The organism is Desulfomonilaceae bacterium (assembly GCA_041662605.1).
Taxonomy (GTDB): Bacteria; Desulfobacterota; Desulfomonilia; order Desulfomonilales; family Desulfomonilaceae; genus CAJBEZ01.
In genome coordinates, this window is sequence record JBAZSD010000013.1 from 81,781 (window position 1) to 104,401 (window position 22,621).

Sequence of the window (22,621 nt, forward strand, 5' to 3'; positions counted from 1 at the left end):
GATGGGCTCCAAAGCTTGACAATCAGGCTGTGATAACCCATTTTAAGAATATGAGTAGATTTAATTGTTTACCTAATCCAATCGTGATATAAGTTCAAGAAAACCGTTAATAAACATTGTGATCGGAGTTTTTGTTGAACAACATATACAAAAATTTGGGGTTGTGGCTTGTCATATTTCTAGTGATGATCTTCCTTTTTCACCTGTTTAATCAAACAAAATCTCCCCAAAAGGAAATTTCATACAGCCAGTTCAGACAAGATCTCGATCAGGGCGCCATAAAATCCGTAATACTCCAGGGAAACCACGTCAAGGGGACCTTCCTGGATGGTAGTGGAGCCTTCAGGACCCTTGCCCCTACGGATCCTGGCCTGATTCCTTCACTCATGAAGAACAGAGTAGATATACAGGTAACACCCGAGGATGACAATCCTTGGTACTTGACAGCCCTTATCTCGTGGCTGCCGATGATCTTTCTGATAGCCATTTTTGTGTTTTTCATGCGGCAAATGCAGGCAGGGGGCGGCAAAGCAATGAGCTTTGGGAAAAGTCGAGCCCGTCTCATTTCCGAGGATCAGAACAAATTTACTTTTGCCGACGTGGCCGGTATTGAGGAGGCCAAAGAAGAGCTTTCCGAGATAATTGAATTCTTGAAGGATCCGAAAAAGTTTACTCGGTTAGGCGGCAAGATTCCCAAAGGCGTGCTGCTTATGGGTGGCCCTGGAACGGGCAAGACGTTGCTGGCGAAAGCGGTAGCAGGCGAGGCGGGGGTTCCTTTTTTCTCGATTTCGGGGTCGGACTTTGTTGAAATGTTCGTTGGGGTTGGGGCCTCGAGAGTGCGAGATCTTTTTATTCAGGGCAAGAAAAACGCTCCGTGTATTATTTTTATAGATGAAATTGACGCTGTAGGTCGTCATCGAGGCGCTGGTCTGGGTGGCGGACACGATGAAAGGGAACAAACCCTCAACCAGTTGTTGGTTGAAATGGATGGATTTGAAACGAATGAGGGCGTCATTCTGATAAGCGCCACCAACAGACCGGACGTACTGGATCCTGCGCTATTAAGACCCGGACGATTCGACAGGCAGGTTGTCGTTCCTCCTCCTGACCTGAGAGGCCGTGAGGCAATACTCAAGGTCCACACCAAAAAGACCCCTCTTGGCGACGAGGTTGATCTTCGTTCAATCAGCAGGGGAACACCTGGTTTTTCAGGGGCTGATCTGGCCAACCTCGTAAATGAAGCGGCCCTGAACGCCGCGAGGCACGATCAGAACTTTATCAACATGTCGGATTTCGAATTTGCCAAGGACAAGGTTCTCATGGGGGTTGAACGTCGCAGTCTCGTTATCAGCCTTGAAGAGCGCCGTAATACAGCTTTCCACGAAGCTGGTCACGCATTTGTGGCAAGAAAGATTCCCGGCACTGACCCCATACACAAGGTCACCATCATACCAAGAGGCAGGGCGCTCGGTGTAACCCAACAACTCCCGCTTGATGATCGTCACACATACGAAAAGGATTTCCTGCTTGCCCAAATTGCGGTGCTCATGGGAGGCCGGGCAGCGGAAGAGATTTTTCTCGAACACATGACCACCGGCGCTGGAAATGACATCTCACGCGCCACAGAATTGGCGCGAAAGATGGTGTGTGAATGGGGCATGAGTGAGAGTCTGGGACCTTTGACTTTCGGTCAGAAGGAAGAACAGATATTTCTGGGTAAGGAGTTGACCCGTCATCGTGACTATTCTGAACGAACAGCCATAATGATCGATGATGAAATCAGAGGGCTGGTGACCACCAATTACGAACGGGCCCACAAAATCATTATGGATCACGAACAAACCGTCCGTAAAATAGCCGAGGCCTTACTGGAAAGGGAAACTCTCAACGCTGCCCAGATAGAAACTATAATTGAAGGCAAGGACTTACCCAAGCTGGAGAGTCCTCCCGATCCACCGCCAACGGAGCCTCAGAATCCGGCCGAAGCGACAGTTGAAGCTTCAAGCAAGGCTGTGTTAGAGAATCCCCCGGCTACGCCTGATCCTGAAAAAGCTTGAGTCTAGACAGGCGCGAACGGTAAATCTCGATCAGCTATGTATACGTTCACATTGGATCGAGATTTGATCATGGTGGAAATACCCTTCGGTGGTTGAATGGTTTCGTCTTACTGGCGTCATATGACTTTGACAATTAAGGGATCCCGACCACTCTTGATTCTAACCTGCCAAAACCTCACATTGGAGTCAAAATCTTGATGCCCAAGGCTCGACTGTCTCCGATTCAAAAATTTTCCAACGTACTCTTCCACGAATCTCGCACAAAGGTGATGGGTGTAATAAACACAACCCCTGACTCATTTTCAGATGGTGGGATTCATTTCGAGCGTGATGCGGCAATAGCAAGCGGCCTCGACATGCTTGAACAGGGGGCGGATATCCTGGATATCGGTGGCGAATCCACTCGTCCAGGCTCCCTACCGGTTGGGGTTGATGAGGAAATACGCAGGACAATTCCAGTCATCTCAGGTATCTGTTCCCAAGCCCCGGACGCTGTGGTATCAATCGACACCCGCAGAAAAGCAGTAGCTGACGCGGCTACTGAAGCTGGGGCCGTGATCATTAACGATGTCTCCGGATTTCGCGATGACCCGGAATTAGCCCAGTCAGCCAGGGATAATGGGGCTTTTCTAGTTGTCATGCATATGCTGGGCGCTCCGCGAAACATGCAGACAGACATCCATTATGACTCGTTTCCCGGAGACATCGTCACCTTTTTCAAGCAACGGATAGCCGATCTGGAAAAGATCGGAGTCGCCCCTGAAAAAATAATACTTGATCCTGGGATTGGTTTTGGCAAAACGTTTAACCAAAACCTGATTCTCATCAACCGCTTGCAGGAATTCTCGGAACTGGGTAAACCATTGCTCATGGGGCCCTCCCGGAAAGCGTTCATCGGAACAATCATAGGTGAACCTGAAGCTTCCAAGCGGGATGTAGCCACAATGGCTGCGATATGCATGTCCATCTGCCGTGGGGCCGCGATTGTGAGGGCTCACGACGTCAGATCAACTGTTCAGGTCGCGAGGGTTACGGACGCCATCTTACGGGAAAGAGTAGAGATGTGATAGTCGGAATAGGAATTGACCTTGTAAGCGCATCCCGGATAAAACGAATTCTGGATCAATCGTGGGGGAATAGATTTGTCACGAGAGTTTTTGGCCCGGAAGAAATATCTTACTGTCGCTCCGGCTCCAAACCGGAAGAGGCGTTTGCGGCGAGATTCGCTGCAAAAGAAGCCATGGCAAAGGCTTTGGGAACCGGGTTTTCCAAAGGGGTAACTCCGGCTCAAATAATAGTCCGCGGAGGCGACAGACAAAAACCGTCCATTGTCCTGTCGTCCGTGGCGGGGAAGATCGCCGAGTCCATGGGGATCAGCAACCTTAGTGTTTCCTTATCTCACTCAAACGGTATGGCTTGCGCTGTTGTGATTGCCGAGAAGATTTGAATCGATCATCCTGTATTTGCCTAAATTTCCCAGCCCCGGGCTTGTGGAAGCGTATCGACTGCCAACCGGAGCGATTTATACCGCTTGCGCCACAATCACCTTCAAGTATCTTGTTTCCGGCATAGCCATAAGAGTCGGATGGTCCGGCCCCTGTCCCAAAATTTCGAGTAGCCTCAGGTTTTTCCCACTTCTGTGAGCCGAGACATTTAGGACTTCCAAGAAATCAGTCAACTCCATATGCCCGGAACAGGAACAGGTCACAAAAATTCCTCCCTGTTTCAATCGAGCAAGAGCCTTCCGATTTACGTCTATGTAACCCTGCCGACCTTCACGAACCTTGGAACGACTCTTTATAAAGGCTGGAGGATCCAGTACAATAACATCCCACTGGTCTGGACAAGTACCTAAAAAGCGCAGGACTTCTTCACGCACAAAATTGACATTGGGCTCGTATCTATTGAGACGAGCGTTTTCCATAGCCAGCTCAAGAGCCGGCTGGGACGAATCAACACAAGTGACAGCGCCAGCTCCGCCGGCAAGCCCATGCAACCCCCACGCCCCGGAGTAACAGTACAGATCAAGTAAAGTGGCTCGATCCGGAATATATTTTCTCAAAGCGCTTCTGTTGAATTCCTGATCCAGGAAAAATCCAGTTTTCTGACCATCAAGCAAATCAGCGACAAAATTTAAACCGTCGGACCCGAATTCGACCCTGTCAACATCTGATCCATATCTGAGGAGTTTGTACAAGGGAATCCCTTCGAGATTCCTGACCGATAAATCATTTCTCAGAACTATGGATTTCGCAGAGAACAAATTCATGGCCAAGTCCACTATCATATCCAGGATCTTGTCCACGCCGGCGGTTGAGCTTTGAATCACAAGATTGGGCCCGTAGCGATCGATTATAAGACCAGGCAAGAGGTCCGACTCTCCAAAGAAGACTCGATACGCCTCCCTTTCTCTACAAAACGGCTGTCTACGGTCAAGGGCTTCCTTGAGCCTGTTCATGACAAATTCAGAATCAATGGCGCTCCGTTTCCTGGAAACGAGTCTGGCGGCAATCAGACTGTTGGGGTTTACATAAACCATTCCCAGAAATTCCCCAGAGAAATCAACTAGCTCGTGTATCTCTCCAGGCTCAAGCTCCCTAACGGACGGAGCTTCGATTTCATTCGAAAAAATCCACAGCCCCCCTCTTCTGACTTTACGATCCGCGTTTTTTCTTAGTTTTATCAAATTATTAGGTCCAGACAACGACTGGTGTCATTTAGAGTTCTTTGGTTCTATCTTTTCCCTCCCTTCCATGAGAGGCCTAAGAACCTTGGGTATCGTCACACTTCCATCAGCGTTTTGAAAATTTTCAAGTATAGGAATCATGATTCTGGGAGACGCTATGGCGGTATTGTTAAGGGTATGGCAGGGCCGGGTCTTACCGTCCGAGCCTCGGTATCTGATTCTAAGGCGCCGGGCCTGAAACTCATGAAGCGTCGAACATGAATGTGTCTCCGAATATTTTCCCCTGCTCGGCATCCACGTTTCTATTTCGTGCTTCAGCACCTGTCCCTGGCCTATTTCAGCGCCGCACGCCAGGGCCACGCGATACGGTAGACCCAACGCCTGCATCAGTTCTTCGGCGTTCTCGAGTAACAGACTGTGCTCCCTTCTGGAGACTTCGGGATCATTCGCGCAAATTACTACCTGTTCTACCTTATTGAACTGATGAAGCCTGTAAAAGCCTTTCGTATCCCTACCGTAGGAACCAGCTTCCCTCCGGAAACACGTTGAATATCCGCAGTAACGCTTGGGCAACTCTGACTCATTCAATATCTCGTCCATATGGTATGACACGAGCGAGACCTCAGCGGTACCAACCAGATACAGGTCATCCTTGGTTACACAGAATGTGTCTTCTTCTCCCAATGGGAAAAACCCGGTTCCTACAAGGGCTTCCCTGCGCACCAACTGGGGAACTATCATCGGATGAAAACCCTTGGAAACGAGGTGATCAAGGGCGAATTTGAACAATGCGAATTCAAGGAGAGCCCCTTCATTTTTCAGGAAATACATTCGAGCGCCGGCGAATTTGACGGCTCTCGGCATATCTACAATGTCAAGGCTTTCAGCAAGCTCAAGATGGTCCTTTGGAACAAAATCGAAATTAGGAATTTCTCCCACTGTCCTTACAACAACGTTGTCGTCGTCGGAATCTCCTTCCGGGACCTCCGGAGATGGTGGATTGGGCACAAAAAGCATGAGGTTCTCGAAACGTTCTTCGAACGCCTTGAGCTTTGGTTCCTTTACCGCAAGGCTTTCCTTAATAAATTTTATTTTTGAAATCAGTTCTTCCCGCTCGGACCCGGAACTTTTCGCAACATCCTTCGAAATCCTGTTTCTATCTGCCCTGAGAGTTTCAACTTCGGTCTTTAAACTCCTCATTTCAGTATCGACGTTCAGGAGTTCATCCACATCCATCTTCATCCGTTTCTTTCGGATTCCATCTTTAACGATCTCAGGATTATTTCTAATAAAAGCTATATCTAACATTCAAATCTCCAGATCTTGGCGTAATTTTGAAAACCTACGCGGGATTACTTGCCAAACGGGCTTTTAGCAATTTGGACCTTACCCAAAACATTTTTCAAACCAGTCGAAGGCTCAGACCATATCATCTTTTCCATCACGGTAATGGGGTCTTCTTTGGATTCCGTTCCTGTGTCATCGCCTTTTCCGAACTTTGTTTTAATATAGTCGAAAAGTTCCTGCTGTTCAGCCGGGAGCATTTCAGCGTAAAGTTTTTCAAGGGTCTCCCGTTCTGTCCGTGTCATCGTTCCGGGTCCGATTTTGCGAGAAGTTTCCATCCACCGCCGCTGCTTTGGGGTCAAATCTTTATCCTTCACCTCATTGGTCTCCCTGATACAAGAATCTAGTCACGCCATATAGTTTATAGTCATCCACGATAAATTATCAAATAAAAGCCTCTTTTACCAATGGTTTCATGCGGCTTGTCGTCACAAGCTTGCGATATGTCGCCTTATATACAATAATAACTTAATTAATGGACCGAGCGGTTGACATATCTCAAACACCGCGGTAGTCGGACTAGCGACGCAGTCAAATCCAAGAGTAGAGGAGCCTGATGGCGTTTAATAAATGTTTCCTGTCCCTGATAGTAGCTCTGTTGGCCTTTTGCGCAGGATGCAACGAAAAGGCGGAAAAAAATAACGCGGCTGAACAAGGCGCCACGACAGAAACCAGCTCAAAAAAGGCCGCCGAAGTGGATACAAAACCCGCATATGGCGACATGCTCATAGTGGGTAGTATAGGAGACGCATCCGTACTCCTGCCGGTCCTGGCTTCGGACTCGGCGAGCGGAGACATAAACGGTCTGATCTATAACGGTCTTGTCAAGTATGACAAGGACATCAGGCTGGTAGGCGAACTCGCGGAAAAATGGGATGTTTCAGAGGATAAACTGAAAATTCGCTTTTTCCTCAGGAAAGGCGTCAAGTGGCATGATGGGCAGCCATTCACCGCCAAGGATGTGGAATATACTTACAAGGTTTATGTTGACCCCAAAACCCCAACCGCTTACTCGACTGATTTCCTTAAAGTAAAGGAATTCCGGGTTCTTGATGATCACACTGTAGAGGTCGTCTATGACCATCCCTACGCGCCTGCCCTGGGATCCTGGGGACAGGGAATATTACCCAGCCACCTGCTCGAAGGCGTAGACATCACAGAGAGTCCTCTGAAACGACATCCTATCGGCACCGGCCCTTACAAGTTCAAAGATTGGGTCACAGGGGAAAAAATCACGGTAGACAGCTTTCACGATTATTTTGATGGACGTCCATACATCAATAGGGTTATGACGAGAGTCATACCGGATCTAGCCACCATGTTCCTCGAATTGAAGGCTCTTTCCATTGACGAGATGGGATTGACTCCTCTCCAGTACGTCCGTCAGACCGACACCCAATGGTTTAAGGATAATTTTAACAGGTACAAGTATTTAGGTTTTGGCTACTCATATTTGGGTTACAATCTTCAGGATTGGAAATTCAAGGATAAACGGGTTAGGCAGGCTCTCACAATGGCGATTAACAGGGAGAGTATAGTTGAGGGAGTTCTGCTGGGCCTTGGAACAGTGACCGACACCCCTTATAAGCCCGACACATACTGGTACAATCCAAATGTTAAGAAATTCCCATATGATCCTGAAAAGGCAAAGCAAACGCTTGCTGAAGCCGGGTGGAAAGATACCGATGGTGATGGTATACTGGACAAAGACGGTAAACCGTTTGAATTTACGATAATAACAAACCACGGCAATGAACTTCGAAAGAACGCCGCAATAATAATACAGAGAGACCTTAAAAAGGTCGGGATCACGGTCAAGATTCGTGTAATAGAATGGGCTGCATTTCTAAAAAATTTCATTAACAAGCGGAAATTTGAAGCCTGTCTTTTGGGGTGGGGCATTGGAATTGATCCCAGCCAGATAGATATATGGAATTCAAAGAAAACCGGCGAAAGTGAACTGAATTTTATCAATTATCAAAACCCCGAAGTTGACAGGTTGCTCGATTTGGGAGCGTCAACCTATAACCGGGAAGAACGAAAGAAATATTACGACCAGTTTCAGGAAATCATAGCGGAAGATCAACCCTATACTTTTCTGTTTGTCCAGTACGCTTTACCGATCATCAATTCACGTTTTCATGGAATCCAACCTGCTCCCATCGGTATCAGTTACAATTTTCCAAAGTGGTACGTTCCCAAGGCTCTGCAAAAATACACGATCCAACAGTAACGGAATCTGAATGAACTTCCTGGTTAAAAGAATAGCTCTAATGATCCCGACTTTGATCGGGATCACAATTATTTCCTTCGCAGTGATGAAAATGGCGCCGGGTGATCCTACCAGCCTAATGACGGACCTGAATCCGAACATGAATGAAGAGGCGGTAAAAAGGATCAGAGCCCACTACGGGCTGGATCAACCATGGTCGGTCCAATATTTTAAGTGGTTGAAAAGCATGGCCTTACTGGACTTTGGGAGGTCGTTCGCCCCTGACAACAGGCTGGTCATAAACAAGATCTCAGAACGAATTCCAGTTACTCTTATGATTAATGTCCTTTCCCTGGCGCTTATTCTATCGGTTTCAATTCCGATTGGCGTCATGTCCGCTGTCAAACAGGACTCCCTCTTTGATCGAGTGTCGTCGCTTTTTGTTTTTTTAGGATTCGCCATACCAACTTTCTGGTTAGCTTTACTGTTGATGATTCTGTTTGGCGTCAAGCTCGACTGGCTTCCAATATCGGGATTGCGTTCTCTGAACTACTCGCATTTGACTTTTTCGGGGCAGGTATTGGACGTGGGGCGGCACCTAATATTACCGGTTTTTGTTTCAGCGTTCGGGGGACTTGCAGGAATGAGCCGTTACATGCGTTCCAACATGCTGGAAGTCATAAGACAGGATTATATCACCACCGCTCGAGCCAAAGGCCTCGATGAAAGGACTGTAATCTTCAAGCACGCCTTGAGAAACGCCTTGCTCCCGGTAATAACCATCCTCGGACTGTCTGTTCCGGGCTTGATCGGTGGCAGTGTAATCTTTGAGACGATTTTCGCGATCCCCGGTATGGGCCAGCTTTTCTACCAGTCCGTGATGATGCGGGATTATCCCACAATAATGGGAATACTTGTGATCGGGGCCGCTTTGACCCTGATTGGGAACCTCCTGGCCGATCTCCTTTATTCCTGGGCTGATCCAAGAATACGCGTCGGCGGTTAATAACTATGGGGAAGCGCTAGTAGATATTTATAGCAGGCTCGGACGTACGATTAGATAATGTTTTTAAATGAAGATTTTGTAAAACGAATCCGAAGGAATAAAATGGCGATGATCGGTCTGATCATCGTCGCCACATTGTTTTGCGTCGCGATTTTCGCGAATCAACTGGCGCCCTATTCTCCTTCAAAAATAGATACTTCAAACATCCTGGCCCCTCCAACGTGGAACCACGTCCTTGGCACTGATGTCCTCGGACGGGATGTCCTATCCCGGATTATACACGGAGCGGGTGTTTCATTAAGTGTAGGCTTTGTGGCTGTGGGAATTTCCACTTTCATTGGAATGTTACTGGGCGCCGTCTCAGGATACTACAGCGGTATCCTGGACAGGATAGTAATGCGCTTTGTGGACGTGATGCTTTGCTTTCCGTCATTCTTTCTCATCCTCGCTGTAATTGCGTTTGTCGGGCCAAGTATATGGAACATCATGATTGTAATTGGAGCGACATCCTGGATGGGAGTGGCCAGGCTGATCAGGGCAGAGTTCCTGAGCATCCGCGAGCGTGATTTTGTTCAGGCTGCAATAGCTCAGGGAGCAAGTGACGCCAGGATCATCTTTCTCCACATCCTCCCAAACGCGATGGCCCCTGTCCTGGTCGCTGCAACGCTAGGGATAGCGTCCGCCGTCTTGATTGAATCAGGACTGTCGTTTCTGGGGATAGGTGTTCAGCCTCCTGATCCATCTTGGGGTAACATGCTTACCGAAGGAAAGGACAACATCGAGATAGCGTGGTGGTTGTCGCTGTTCCCCGGTATGGCCATCCTGATTACCGTCATGGGATACAACATGCTCGGCGAAGGCATCAGAGACTCCCTGGATCCCCGTCTCAGGCGATAGGCTTTTCTTCCATTATCCGCACATGGAGGCTAAACAGTATGACGCTTAAAATAGGCTGGTTTTCAACAGGTCGCGATCCCGCCGCAAGAAACCTGCTGAAGACCGTTCATGATTATATAGCGCAGGAACACTTACCGGCTGAAATATCCTGGGTTTTCTGTCATCGAGAAACCGGGGATGGTCCATTCAATGAAGAATACAAGCAACGAGAGATGTTTTTCGACCTTGCCGCGGGTTTTGACATCCCCGTAGCTACTCTCTCCCACGTAAAATTCCTGCCTGATTTGAGAAAAAAGGGCCTTGCGGAGAGCGCATCAGCCGAAAAAGCTTCTCCGTCTTTACAGGAATGGCGGGACAAATTCGGACGAGAAGTCGTCAGAGTTGTAGAAATGCTCAGCCCGGCGGACCTGATCGTAATGGCCGGATATATGTTGATCATCGGCAAACCGGAACTCGAAGCTCTCGATATGGTCAACATACACCCTGCCCTGCCTTGGGGACCGAAAGGAACATGGCAGGAGGTTATCCATCAGTTGATAGGCGAAGACGCTTCTGAACAGGGGATAATGACGCATCTCGTGACCAGCGAACTCGACCGTGGCCCAGTGATTTCGTATTCCAGTTTCCCGATCAAGGGACCTGACTGGGACGAACTGTGGGTGAATTGGAAAGCCGATATCCAGCCTTCTGACGGCCTTGAAAAGAGAGAATCACATCCGCTTTTCACAAAAATCCGTCATGAAGGTGAAATACGGGAATTACCGCTGTTAAATTCCGCTATCAGGGAGCTTGCTACAGGCGCAATAATTGTTCGAGACAAAAAGATTTTCACTCACGGCTCTGTCCAGGATTCCGGTGTTGATCTAACTTCTGTGATTGAGGAGTATATTTCTTCCTGAGAATGCGAGTGAGCTAGTTCAATGGCAGTCAGCGCACACATTTCCGCGCAGACTTTCAACGCCCTCGCGGGCAATGATTGGAACCATTACAAGACCCGCTATCGGGTCAGCCCACCACCAGCCAAAAAGAGCGTTAAGAACCAGGCCTCCAAGCAATATAGCGGAGAGGTAGGCGCACAGATCAGTCTGCCGGGAGTCAGCGACCAGGGATTGGCTTTGCAAGCGGGCCGCAACTCGACGCTTGGCTCTCGCAAGAAGCGGCATCACGATCAATGAGGCGCAGGCTAGAGCGATACCTATGACACTAACCTCCGGCTCCTCGCGTAATACCAGCGTTTTAGCGGCGTCAATGCCAACATAGGCCGCCAGAATTATAAAACTGACGCCAACCAGCTTCACGGCAATTCTATCCCTGCTTTCATCGGCCTCGTGCAATTGCAGCCGCCAAAGCAATATCCCACCAGACAGGCATTCGATAAGGGAATCGGCCCCAAATCCTAGAAGAGCTATACTACCTGCCGCTATGCCGGAGGCTACCGCCACCATCGCTTCTATAAGGTTCCAGCCTAACGTGAAATATTCCAGGCGCCGACCTTCCTGGGCGTGACGGGCTCGGGAGGCCATGCATTCACCTGAACAACATCCATCGAATTCATCCATGCTGCTTTAATCTCCATCCAAACAGCCTAGTTCTCGACAGGAGCAGTTGGATTTTCGGGGGCGCAATAAGCGCAGGCTTTTAAACCCACCATCATCCAAATCGCAGGAGGCAACGATAAACGAGGTCGATTAGCCCCCCACGATGCGCTCTGTCACCACCAACACCACCAAAAAAATCATGTCCAAGCTAAGCCACTTCTCTATAGATTTGTCAAACAAGATGGTGGCAGACGCAGGGAATTCATCATCCTCTTTCCAAAGGACATACGTGACGGGAATTTCGGGAAACGGGAAAAAGGTCATGCCCTTGTCACCATGGGCAGAGGGCACGGCTCCTAATTCTCGGCCCCGCTTTTCAAACGCGTCCGGACCCGAGCCGTACATTTTTACTATCGGGCTGACATGAAGGGCGTGAGGCCCCTGAAAGAAAGTAACTCCACCCTGCAAATCCTTCTCGCTTATTTCTTTTCCCGCTATGGGACCGCTATAATCCGCCACAAGATATCTTATCAGCAGAATCTGAAACTCTTCACTGAGCGGATTGATGGGGTTAGGATTAATCTCAACTATCCGACGCCCCAAAGGATCCACAAGATATAACGCGTTGAGGAACTTCACTTCATATGAATGACCATCCTGGGAAAGTCCTACTCCCGGTTGTTTCAGGACTTTTTCGACCGAACGGCCGGCAAGGTCTTCCCAATGAAAAGGATTGGGAGAAGCGCAACCCATTTTTCAAACTCCGAATCTTGATTATTTCGTGCTGTATCTTCACCTTATCAGGCGCCTTCCACAACAGGCAATATTCAATTTACCAAAAAAATCATTTGGAGGCGCGGGATTTAATTGTTTGTACGGTATGTATCTACAATGCGAGTGAATCGCGGCCGATAAATTTAGTGAGTTTATGGGAAAATTGCTTGACTTTAATTAGTGTGAAATTAGATTAATTTAGTAAAGAATATATTAAGGCGACAGATGTTACTTCTCAAGAAAGCTCTTGTAATTGTCTACTGCCTGTCATTCATAGGAATGACGGTGTCGCCTTCTTCCGCGATTCCCTGTTGTTGTAAAACCAGGACCCCCTCTTCAACATCAGATGATTTTTCTGATGCTGACCAACCACCTCCCTCCGACTCGTGCTGCGCAGCGAGAAAAGCGCAACCGCAAAACTGCTGCGCAAAGCACGCCCCAGTTGAGAACCATTGCTCATTCACAAAGACAACCAACCTCAACTGCGGTCATTGTTCGTGCCTGAAACATCTGCAACTAATCGGTATATCCGAGAATCTCGGCGCTGATCGCGTTGAAAAATCTGACGCGCTGCTGGATGTTCCAGTTGACCCGTTGATCACTTCAACGACTTGCCATCAGACGGTTCTGGAAGAGTCCGCCATTTCGTCTTTAGATCACACCTTTATCCTCCACTGCTCTCTTCGTATTTGATTCTATAAGTCTGTTTTCAGCTCATTAAATACAACACCCTGATTATACACGTATTATATGTCTAGGATGCGCTATGACGCTCGCGTCGTGGCTCCCCGAGGCAAAGCAATAAGCCGGTACAAGGAGTCAACAGATGTCTGAAGAAAGACAAGTAAAAAAGATTACCCTCGATACTCTCGAGGATAAAGAAAAGAAAGTAAGCACGGCAAAAATCAAGAAATTGGCCGCAGCGGTCATGGTGGTCGTGGTTACGGCATTCGGCGGGTATTTCGTTTATCGAATGCTGTCTGGCGATCTGGTAGCGACCCGATTTGCAGTAAACAACATGACCTGTCCCGCATGTGTGCTCACTATCAAGGAAGCCACAGAAAAAGCTCCCGGAGTTGTGGGAACGGACATCAGTCTCGCCGGAAGGGAGATTACGGTCCAGTACTATGACAAGAAAACATCCCCTGAACAAATCGAAAAGGTGATAGAAAAGGCTGGGTATCCTGTGAAGCTGGATGGGCTTTTCAGGCCCGCCTCCATCGGTAAGAATGATGTGGTCGTAGCCGGCGTTAACGGCAGGCCCATCTTGATGACCGATCTCAAGACCCCTCTTGATGTTGATCTTACTTCACCCAGATCATCCGATTTCTCCTCCACTTTTTTCTCTACGGTTGGGAAGGAAATTCTTTTGCAGGCAGCAGACAAGGAGAAGGTGGTTGTCCAGCCGCAGGAAGTCGAGACCGAGATCAAAGAAATAATGGAACGGCAGCCAATGAATGAAGAGCAGTTCAAACAGAAGGCCAAAGAACAATTCGGCTCGTTGGAAAAATTTACGCAGGTAGTGGGCCAACGTCTTGGGATTCGAAAGCTCTTGGAAGAGAAGATCCCTGAAAACATTCAGGACCCAGCCGAGAGACAGCAAAAGGCAATAGAGTTGATCGGCGGTCTTTTCAAGGACTCGGATGTAACCATTTTTGATCCAAATGTTCGTGAAAAAGTTCGGGCAACATCGGGACAGGATGACTGGAAAGTGTTTTGGCCACGCATGATAGCCTCTGACACGGACCTTAAGCGCCTGCTTTCCCAGAACAATTAATATCGCAATATAAAACAAAGTTTAAAAGAAAGGTGTACCTAGAATGAAAAAAATAAGCAACTCAAGCAAGATGATGACTTTGTCCATGACCTTTTTGTTAATCGGCCTGGCCTTAACTCCGCTCATGACGGCAGACTATGCTTTTGCAGGTAATTTTACGGTTCCTGCGGTTAACGCTCAACCCCAGAATGGCTTCTTTTCATTTCCCGTATCAGAATTTCAGGATGGTAGGGCAAGACATTTCAGCTACCAGGTTTCTCCGAATAAAACGATCCGTTTCTTCGTCATAAAGAGTTCCGATGGAGTTATCAGGGTGGCTTTCGACGCCTGTGAAGTTTGCTACAGAGCCCAAAAGGGTTACGTGCAACAGGGTGACAACATGGTTTGTATGAACTGCGGCATGAAATTCAAGAGCGTCAAAGTAAATGAAGTGACGGGTGGATGCAATCCTTCCGCTCTCAGGAGAACCGTGAAAGACGGCAAGGTCCTGATCAGCCAGAAGGATATGCTTGTCGGCGCGAAATACTTTCAATAAAAGGGGCTGAAAATGAAACTTCACAACATAGCGATAAATAACTTGAGACGCCGTAAAGGTAAGGTCTGCTTCCTGGTTCTCGGTCTCCTGGTGGGTGTAGCGGCGGTTGTGGCGCTCTTATCCACTACACAAACTCTGGCGGAAGACATGCTCCACAAGATGGATGAATTTGGGGCCAACATCCTCATCACACCCAAGTCCGAGGGACTCTCGTTGACCTATGGCGGACTTGATCTTGGGGGAGTGTCTTTCGATCAAAAAGAAATCCATCAGGAAGACCTTGCGAAAATCAAGACCATAGAGAATGCCGCCAATATAAGACTGGTAAGCCCCAAGGTTTTCGATGTCCTTGAAACCGAGGGTCATAAAGCCCTTGCAGTCGGCGTGGACTTTCCTTCTGAACTGGCTCTCAAGAAATGGTGGAAGATTAATGGAACAACCCCAAAGGATGATTCCGACATCCTCGTAGGCCGTGAAGCGGCTGAAAAACTGGGTGTAAATGTTGGATCAAAACTCAACATAAAGGGAACTGATTTTTCGGTGTCGGGTGTCCTGGATCCCACCGGTTCACAGGATGACAGCCTTGTTTTCATGTCACTCCCCGTTGCCCAGAAGACGTTTGGAAAAGAAGGAAAGATCTCTATGGTCGAGATCGCTGCATTGTGCAAGAACTGCCCTATTTCCGAGATCGTCACACAACTCTCGGACAAGATTCCAACTGGAAAAGTGACGGCGGTGCAGCAGGTCGTAGAGGGCAGAATGGACACTTTGCACAGTTTCCAAAGGCTTTCCCTTGGGATATCTGGGCTTGTTTTGTTCGTCGGGGCCATGGTGGTCTTCGTGACTATGATGGGAAGCGTTAACGAACGCACCCGCGAAATAGGAATTTTTAGCGCCATTGGTTTTCGAAGTTCCCACATAATGAAAATAATACTGCTTGAGGCGCTTGTAGTCTCATTCTCCGCCGGTCTTCTCGGGTATTTGGTCGGAATGGGGGTGACTTACGGGATCCTGGCAGTAATTCTGGAACACGCTCCGCATATGGCGTTTGATTACACGATGGCTGTAGGTTCAGTTTTTCTGGCGATTGTCGTCGGTCTGCTGGCATCTTTTTACCCGGCCAGATCGGCTTCGGCCATGGATCCGAGTGAAGCGTTACGCACTTTATAGGAGATGGAAATGAGTTATATAGAAGCGAACCAGGTCAGAAAAGAGTTTGGAGTCGGCGACGCCAAGGTAGCGGCTGTAAGTTCCATTGACCTTTCAATAGGACAATGCGAATTTATTTCGATAATGGGAGAGTCGGGATCCGGGAAAAGCACCTTGTTGTCCATGTTAGGCGGATTATTAAGCCCCACAACGGGATCCATAACAATTGAAGGAATCGATCTCTATTCTTTGAAACGAAACAAACTGGCCGATTTCAGGCGTGAGTTTATGGGGTTCATCTTTCAATCTTTTCAGCTTGTGCCATATCTGAACGTAATTGAAAACGTTCAGCTACCTCTAGCCGTTACCCATCATTCAGAAAAGGAAAAGAAACGTCTTGCGCTGTCGGCTCTCGAACGGGTTGGCTTGAAAGATAAAGCTTTCAGGCTTCCAAACCAGATTTCCGGGGGTGAACAGGAACGAGTCGCGATAGCTCGGGCAGTGGTTAATGAGCCGCCAATACTCTTTGCGGATGAACCTACCGGAAACCTTGATTCCAGAAATTCTGAAGAAGTCATGAAGCTCCTGATCAAGCTGAATTCCGAAGGCCAGACCATCGTGATGGTGACTCATAGCAGGGGCAACGCAGAATATGCGCACAGAATAATAGAAGTCGCTGACGGACGTCTGAAACATACGGAAGCGCCCATCAGATTGGCTATGTAGGATTTTCAACGTTTTTCCCCCGACGCTAGCGTACGCCGAGACTTGCTTAGCCCATGGAGGCCGCCAATGAATACGATAGATTCGAAACCCGGGCACCCAAAGACAAAAGTCGCATTGTGGGTAGGACTGATATTGGTGGCCTTCCTTGCCGGATACTATATCTCAAACGCTCCTACCCCTCCGCCGCCCGGTGTTGAACCCTCGGCCAAAGCGGACTCATCTGATACATCAGCTCACCAGTCGATCGAAAAGATATCCGACCATGACCATGAGGCCACAATATGGACATGCGCCATGCACCCGCAGATCAGAATGTCCGGTCCGGGAAAATGTCCAATCTGCTACATGGATCTGATACCTGTCGAAGACAGCGGAACTGACACTTCGGTTAGTCGGGACATGTCTAAGGTGACATTGTCGGATTACGCGAAAAAACTCGCGGAAATTCAGACCACCGAAGTGAAAAGGGACAGAGCCAAAAGACTTATCCCTATGGTTGGGATGGTTTTCGAGGATGAAACTCGCGTCGCAGTCATAACTTCCCGTGTAGATGGCAGGCTGGATGAAATCTATATAACCTTCACCGGCGAAAAGGTTAACAAAGGCGATCCTCTGGTAAAAATATGGAGCCCAACCCTGATCAAGAGTCAGGTCGAACTGTTTGAAACCATCAGGAGTGACCCAAACGACAAAGAACTCATTAAAGGGGCTGAAGAAAAACTGATACAGTACGGGTTGGATCGTGAACAAATAGACAAAATCGAGGCTCAAAAGCGACCTACGCTTTACGTCACCCTCAAAGCGCCGATCAGTGGAATAGTGACAAAGAAAAACGCTCTGTTGGGTCAATTTGTGAAGGAAGGGACCGAGATGTTCGTCATTAACGATCTCTCTGACGTGTGGGTCAAAATGGACGCCTATGAAACCGATTTGCCGTGGATCAGGTACGGGCAGGACATCACATTTACCACACCGGCGGTTCCTGGAAGGATATTTAAAGGTAAGGTTCTATTTATAGACCCTACCCTCGACACAAAAACCCGATCGGTCAAAGTTAGAGTTGAAACGCCAAATCCGGATTATCTCTTAAAACCCGGGATGTTTGTCAGCGCGGAATTGGAAGCTGAGTTGGACGATCAGGGCAGAATCGTAAAACCAGAGTGGATAGGAAAATACATCTGCCCGGTTCACCCTAGAGACGATCCGAGTTCCACTCCGGGCGTATGCCCGGATAGTAAGATGCAGTTGAGACCTGCCTCTTCTTATGGTTACGCCGATGACAACGATTCGAAACCACCGTTGCTCATTCCTAATACTGCGCCTCTTATTACGGGCAAACGCTCGATTGTGTATGTGGAGGTCCCAGGCGCGTCGAAACCTACATACGAGTTGCGCCAAGTTACTCTCGGACCCCGCGTCGGAGACCAATACATAGTGGACAAAGGCCTTAAGGAAGGTGAGCGGGTTGTCACTAAAGGCGCTTTCAAGATTGACAGCACTATGCAGATCCTGGGGAAAACAAGCATGATGGCCCCCGCGGAAAAGATGGCTTCTATGGGAAACGAACCGCCTTCGGACAAGAAGCCTGAAGAAAAATCCGATGAAGAGATTGTAGAAAGACTGACCGCTCCCAAGGTTTTTGTCGCCGGATTGACCCCGGTTTATACCGATTACCTCAAGATAAAGGACGCCATTAGGGAAAAAGATCCGGACGTGGCCATATCATCCGGGACAGAATTGATAAAAGATTTAAAGAACATCGATAGCTCTGCGCTTGATCCGAAACAAAAGAGGAAGTGGAATCAACTCTCGAACGGTGTTCTGGCTGCGAGCGCCAAAGTCGTAAGTACCAGGAACCCCGTCGATCAACGCCGCTTCTTTAATACTCTGTCTGAAACAATGGTTAAAACCCTTATGACATTCGGCCAAATGACCGACGAGGATTTGACCGTCTTCTACTGTTCGAAGTCATTTGACGGCGAAGGCGCATACTGGATCGGTAAGGCTGGGGACAACAAAAACCCGGTTTATCAAACAAAATCTGAGACCAACGAAAAGTCGGATGAATGCGCCGAACTGGTCGAGAAGATTTCTCCCGAGAAACCCTAACGGGCTTGGTGGTGAAACATGGATTCGGTTAAATCAAAACTTGAGAACCTGCAGGGAAATAACGATGGTTTGTTTTCAAGGTTCATGCGTTTCTGGATCGAACGGAAACTTTTTATGGCTTTGGTTCTGGGTTTCACCCTTCTGGGCGGAATCTCCGTCGCTCCGTTTGATTGGAACATTTCATGGCTACCAAGAGCGCCTGTCCCGGTTGACGCCATTCCGGACATTGGGGAAAACCAGCAGATCGTGTTTACCACCTGGGAGGGGCGATCCCCTAAGGACATCGAGGACCAGATAACATATCCGTTGACAGTCGCACTGCTCGGTGTCCCTGGAGTCAAAGTAATCAGGAGCAATTCTTTTTTCGGTTTCTCCACAATTTATATAATCTTTAAGGAAAATATAGACTTCTACTGGTCAAGGTCCCGGATTCTAGAAAAATTAAACTCACTTCAACCGGGCACACTGCCTGAGGGGGTTCAACCTACTCTGGGACCCGACGCGACAGCCCTAGGTCAGGTCTTTTGGTACACGGTTGAAGGTGAAGGATTCGGGCTCGACGAATTACGGACCATCCAGGATTACTACGTAAAATATTATTTGCAGTCCGCAGGTGGCGTAAGCGAAGTCGCTTCAATCGGTGGATACGTAAAAGAGTACCAGGTCGACGTCAATCCGGACGCAATGCGGGCTCATAACGTGACATTGCCGGAGGTTTTCTCCGCAGTGCAAAATTCGAATATTGACGTCGGAGCAGGTGTCATTGAGGTAAACCGGACAGAGTACAGCATACGTGGGCTTGGATTCATAAGATCGGTTCAAGATCTTGAGAACAGCGTGGTCAAGGTAAATGACAACGTTCCTCTGTTCATAAAGGACGTCGCGACGGTTTCTCTGGGGCCTGCAATGCGACGAGGGGCTTTGGACAAAGAGGGGGCTGAGGCTGTAGGAGGAGTTGTTGTCGTAAGATTTGGCGAAAATCCTCTCCAGGTGATCAAGAACGTAAAGAAAAAGATAGCGGAAATTAGCCCCGGCCTTCCCACAAAAAAACTTGAAGACGGCAGAGTGTCCCAGGTCAAGATTGTTCCATTCTACGATCGAACCAATCTCATCTACGAAACTCTGGATACTCTGAATCGCGCCCTTCACGAGGAGATTCTGGTATCGATAATTGTTGTCATCGTGATGATGAACAATATTGTGGGTTCATTGCTCATATCATCAGTTCTCCCACTGGCGGTTCTCCTGACGTTCGTGATTATGAAATTTGTAGGGGTAGACGCCAATATCATGGCGCTTTCGGGCATAGCTATCGCCATCGGGGTAATGGTCGACATGGGTATCATCCTTTGCGAAAATATACTTAAACGCATAGAGGAAGCCCCAGCCGACGCAAGTATGTTTGATATTGTCCACGCCTCTGCGGTAGAAGTCGGCGGCGCAGTCGTAACATCGTCTCTGACGACAATCATATCATTCCTGCCGGTCTTCACGTTAACTGGCCCTGAGGGCAAACTATTCGGACCTGTGGCCTACACCAAGACTTTTGCTGTGGCCGCTTCATTGGTTTTGGCCCTGGCTCTGGTCCCTCCTCTGGCTCATATCGTCTTTACAAGGCGCAAAATAACCAAACACGCTCGCTTGGTAATTTATTTGATTGTGGGCGCAGTGGGGTCATGGATTGGGCTGTCGACTTCCTGGCTGATAGGCGCTCCGCTTATTTTCGTTTCCATTGTAAAAATTATTTCCCAAGCTTTACCCAAATACATTCAGGACAAGATCCCAATTTTCTTTAATATCGTCGCCCTGATTTTTGTAACATATTTGTTAACATCACATTGGCTACCTTTAGGGCCGGAGAAAGGCCTCGTTAGAAATTTCATCTTCGCCTCAGGTATAATTTTTGGGCTGCTGGCGGTCCGAAAGATTTTCACAGCAAATTACAGGGTAATTCTCTCCTGGAGTCTCAACCACAAACCTGTTTTCCTAGCCCTCCCTGTATCGCTTGTAATATTTGGATGTGTCATTTGGCTTGGATTCGATAGAGTATTCGGAGTCATTCCATGGACGGTGGGTAAGACTGTTTCCATTTTTTCGATCAAGTCAGTCGATAAAGCAAACCTTGCCCAAAACTGGGAAAGTCTTATCAGGACCAACCGACTGTGGTCGAGGCTGGCTCGTGCTTTTCCCGGACTTGGAAAGGAGTTCATGCCGGAACTTGATGAAGGCTCCTTTCTCTATATGCCCACGACCATGCCGCACGCTTCGATTGGTGAAGCGCTGGATATCATTAAAAAACAGGATATTGCAATCCGCTCCATCCCTGAGGTGGAGTCGGTTGTAGGCAAAATAGGCAGAGTAGAGAGCGCACTAGACCCTGCGCCGGTTTCCATGATCGAAACCGTCATCACATATTTGCCTGAATACAAAATCGACCCGGTAACTGGGCAACACGAAATTGACCCAAAAACAGGCAAACCGATCCGAAACTGGCGGCCTCAAATCAAAACGGCTAACGACATCTGGAAAGAGATTATCGAAGTGTCGAAACTTCCGGGTGTGACATCCGCTCCCAAACTTCAACCGATAGCGGCCCGTATAGTGATGCTTCAAAGCGGCATGAGGGCCGCTATGGGCGTTAAGATAAAAGGCAAGAATTTAAATGAGATTGAAAAATTGGGGTTTGAGATTGAAAAATATCTGAAAGAAGTCCCATCCATAGATCCTACTACGGTTGTCGCTGATAGAGTCGTCGGAAACCCTTATCTTGAAATTGATATCGATAGAAAGGCCATAGCCAGGTACGGTTTGTCAATAAAGGATGTTCAGGACATTCTGGAAATCGCCATTGGGGGTAAAAAGATCACCACAACGGTTGAAGGTCGGGAACGTTATCCTGTGCGTGTAAGATATCAAAGAGAACTTCGGGATTCTCTGGAGTCGCTGGAAAAAATCCTTGTGACCAACAAAGAGGGAGTTCAAGTCCCCCTGTCCGAGGTCGCCACGATAAAATACACTCCTGGACCAATGACCATAAAATCAGAAGACACATTTCTCACCAGTTATGTCCTTTTTGACAAAAAACCCGGATTTGCGGAAGTAAACGTTGTTGAAGCCGCTGACAATTTTCTGAAACATAAAATAGAGACCGGCGAGTTGAAGCTTCCAGCCGGTTCATCAATAACCTTCGCAGGGTCTTATGAAAATCAGGTTCGTTCCGAACAAACGCTCAGAATCGTAATACCCATAGCGCTGTGTCTAATCTTCACAGTCCTTTATTCGCAGTTCCACTCCATACCAACTTCGCTAAATGTTTTTTCCGGGATCTTCGTCGCGTGGTCCGGCGGCTTCATGATGCTGTGGCTATACTCCCAACCATGGTTCCTCGATTTCAGTGTGTTCGGGGTCAACATGAGGGAACTGTTTCAGGTTCATCCATACAATTTGAGTGTGGCCGTATGGGTGGGATTCCTGGCCCTTTTCGGTATAGCCACCAATGATGGGGTCATATATTCCACGTACCTGGACCAGGTATTTGCGAGACATTCTTTTAGTTCTGTCCAGGAAATCAGGGAAGCCACGGTAGAGGCTGGATTAAGAAGAGTGAGGCCGGCCCTTATGACTACGGCTACCACGATTCTTGCTTTGATACCGGTTCTCACATCTCAGGGGAAAGGGGCGGACGTCATGATTCCCATGGCTCTTCCGAGTTTTGGTGGGATGTGTATTGATATAATTACCATATTTGTTGTCCCAAACATCTATTGTCTTGTGAAGGAAATTCAGTTCACCAAGCTGACTCAATCTTGAA

At 48.1% G+C, this 22,621-nt stretch carries 19 protein-coding genes; 13 read left to right on the forward strand and 6 right to left on the reverse strand.

Features of this window, described 5'->3' with window-relative positions; translation table 11 throughout:
• The first annotated feature begins 134 nt into the window (after window positions 1-134).
• The 3 genes from ftsH (at window position 135) to acpS (ending at window position 3,504) form a co-directional block, all read left to right on the forward strand.
• Window positions 135-2,057: an ATP-dependent zinc metalloprotease FtsH gene (ftsH, locus tag WC647_11760; GenBank protein ID MFA6222978.1), complete on the forward strand. Its 1,923-nt coding sequence runs from the start codon at window positions 135-137 to the stop codon at window positions 2,055-2,057.
• A gap of 197 nt (window positions 2,058-2,254) precedes the next feature.
• The gene (gene folP / locus WC647_11765; protein MFA6222979.1) at window positions 2,255-3,124 is read left to right on the forward strand and encodes a dihydropteroate synthase; all 870 of its coding nucleotides are present in this window, start codon (window positions 2,255-2,257) and stop codon (window positions 3,122-3,124) included.
• Entirely contained in the window at window positions 3,121-3,504 is a 384-nt protein-coding gene (gene acpS, locus WC647_11770; GenBank protein ID MFA6222980.1) for a holo-ACP synthase, read from the forward strand. Before folP ends, acpS begins: the two co-directional genes overlap by 4 nt.
• Before the next feature lie 75 nt (window positions 3,505-3,579).
• Here acpS and WC647_11775 read toward each other — a convergent pair whose 3' ends face one another.
• From WC647_11775 to WC647_11785, 3 genes are read right to left on the reverse strand one after another with little or no spacing between them, the layout of a single operon-like run.
• On the reverse strand, window positions 3,580-4,743 hold the full coding sequence (locus tag WC647_11775) for a class I SAM-dependent rRNA methyltransferase (GenBank protein ID MFA6222981.1): 1,164 nt from the start codon (window positions 4,741-4,743) through the stop codon (window positions 3,580-3,582).
• A gap of 27 nt (window positions 4,744-4,770) precedes the next feature.
• Window positions 4,771-6,051 carry a serine--tRNA ligase gene (gene serS, locus WC647_11780; GenBank protein MFA6222982.1) on the reverse strand — a complete coding sequence of 427 codons (1,281 nt, stop codon included), beginning with the start codon at window positions 6,049-6,051 and terminating at the stop codon, window positions 4,771-4,773.
• A 44-nt stretch (window positions 6,052-6,095) separates the two neighbouring features.
• The gene (locus WC647_11785) at window positions 6,096-6,404 is read right to left on the reverse strand and encodes a hypothetical protein (protein MFA6222983.1); all 309 of its coding nucleotides are present in this window, start codon (window positions 6,402-6,404) and stop codon (window positions 6,096-6,098) included.
• A gap of 239 nt (window positions 6,405-6,643) precedes the next feature.
• Here WC647_11785 and WC647_11790 point away from each other — a divergent pair, with 239 nt between their 5' ends.
• The 4 genes from WC647_11790 to WC647_11805 are packed head-to-tail and all read left to right on the forward strand — an operon-like array spanning window position 6,644 to window position 11,101.
• The gene (locus WC647_11790; GenBank protein MFA6222984.1) at window positions 6,644-8,320 is read left to right on the forward strand and encodes a peptide-binding protein; all 1,677 of its coding nucleotides are present in this window, start codon (window positions 6,644-6,646) and stop codon (window positions 8,318-8,320) included.
• Between the two features lie 10 nt (window positions 8,321-8,330).
• A complete protein-coding gene (locus tag WC647_11795; protein ID MFA6222985.1) occupies window positions 8,331-9,305 on the forward strand; it encodes an ABC transporter permease in 975 nt (324 codons plus the stop codon).
• A 57-nt stretch (window positions 9,306-9,362) separates the two neighbouring features.
• Window positions 9,363-10,202 (forward strand): ABC transporter permease, encoded by an 840-nt coding sequence (locus tag WC647_11800; GenBank protein MFA6222986.1) that lies wholly within the window; start codon window positions 9,363-9,365, stop codon window positions 10,200-10,202.
• Window positions 10,203-10,240: 38 nt separating this feature from the next.
• Window positions 10,241-11,101 (forward strand): formyltransferase family protein, encoded by an 861-nt coding sequence (locus WC647_11805; GenBank protein MFA6222987.1) that lies wholly within the window; start codon window positions 10,241-10,243, stop codon window positions 11,099-11,101.
• An 18-nt stretch (window positions 11,102-11,119) separates the two neighbouring features.
• On the opposite strand, the gene WC647_11810 is transcribed toward WC647_11805, so the two are convergent.
• The 3 genes from WC647_11810 to WC647_11820 all read right to left on the reverse strand — a co-directional run bounded on the left by WC647_11810 (window position 11,120) and on the right by WC647_11820 (window position 12,978).
• Entirely contained in the window at window positions 11,120-11,761 is a 642-nt protein-coding gene (locus tag WC647_11810; GenBank protein ID MFA6222988.1) for a cation transporter, read from the reverse strand.
• A 129-nt stretch (window positions 11,762-11,890) separates the two neighbouring features.
• Window positions 11,891-12,493, reverse strand: coding sequence for a DUF3786 domain-containing protein (locus WC647_11815; protein ID MFA6222989.1), 603 nt, complete (start codon window positions 12,491-12,493; stop codon window positions 11,891-11,893).
• Window positions 12,494-12,771: 278 nt separating this feature from the next.
• Window positions 12,772-12,978 carry a hypothetical protein gene (locus WC647_11820; GenBank protein MFA6222990.1) on the reverse strand — a complete coding sequence of 69 codons (207 nt, stop codon included), beginning with the start codon at window positions 12,976-12,978 and terminating at the stop codon, window positions 12,772-12,774.
• Window positions 12,979-13,340: 362 nt separating this feature from the next.
• Between WC647_11820 and WC647_11825 the strand changes: the two genes are divergently transcribed.
• The 6 genes from WC647_11825 (at window position 13,341) to WC647_11850 (ending at window position 22,620) form a co-directional block, all read left to right on the forward strand.
• Window positions 13,341-14,291 (forward strand): heavy metal-associated domain-containing protein, encoded by a 951-nt coding sequence (locus WC647_11825; GenBank protein MFA6222991.1) that lies wholly within the window; start codon window positions 13,341-13,343, stop codon window positions 14,289-14,291.
• A 43-nt stretch (window positions 14,292-14,334) separates the two neighbouring features.
• Window positions 14,335-14,826 carry a DUF2318 domain-containing protein gene (locus tag WC647_11830; GenBank protein ID MFA6222992.1) on the forward strand — a complete coding sequence of 164 codons (492 nt, stop codon included), beginning with the start codon at window positions 14,335-14,337 and terminating at the stop codon, window positions 14,824-14,826.
• Window positions 14,827-14,838: 12 nt separating this feature from the next.
• Window positions 14,839-15,996: an FtsX-like permease family protein gene (locus WC647_11835; GenBank protein ID MFA6222993.1), complete on the forward strand. Its 1,158-nt coding sequence runs from the start codon at window positions 14,839-14,841 to the stop codon at window positions 15,994-15,996.
• A 9-nt stretch (window positions 15,997-16,005) separates the two neighbouring features.
• On the forward strand, window positions 16,006-16,701 hold the full coding sequence (locus WC647_11840; GenBank protein MFA6222994.1) for an ABC transporter ATP-binding protein: 696 nt from the start codon (window positions 16,006-16,008) through the stop codon (window positions 16,699-16,701).
• A gap of 66 nt (window positions 16,702-16,767) precedes the next feature.
• On the forward strand, window positions 16,768-18,810 hold the full coding sequence (locus tag WC647_11845) for an efflux RND transporter periplasmic adaptor subunit (GenBank protein ID MFA6222995.1): 2,043 nt from the start codon (window positions 16,768-16,770) through the stop codon (window positions 18,808-18,810).
• An 18-nt stretch (window positions 18,811-18,828) separates the two neighbouring features.
• On the forward strand, window positions 18,829-22,620 hold the full coding sequence (locus WC647_11850) for an efflux RND transporter permease subunit (GenBank protein ID MFA6222996.1): 3,792 nt from the start codon (window positions 18,829-18,831) through the stop codon (window positions 22,618-22,620).
• Window position 22,621: the final 1 nt, after the last annotated feature.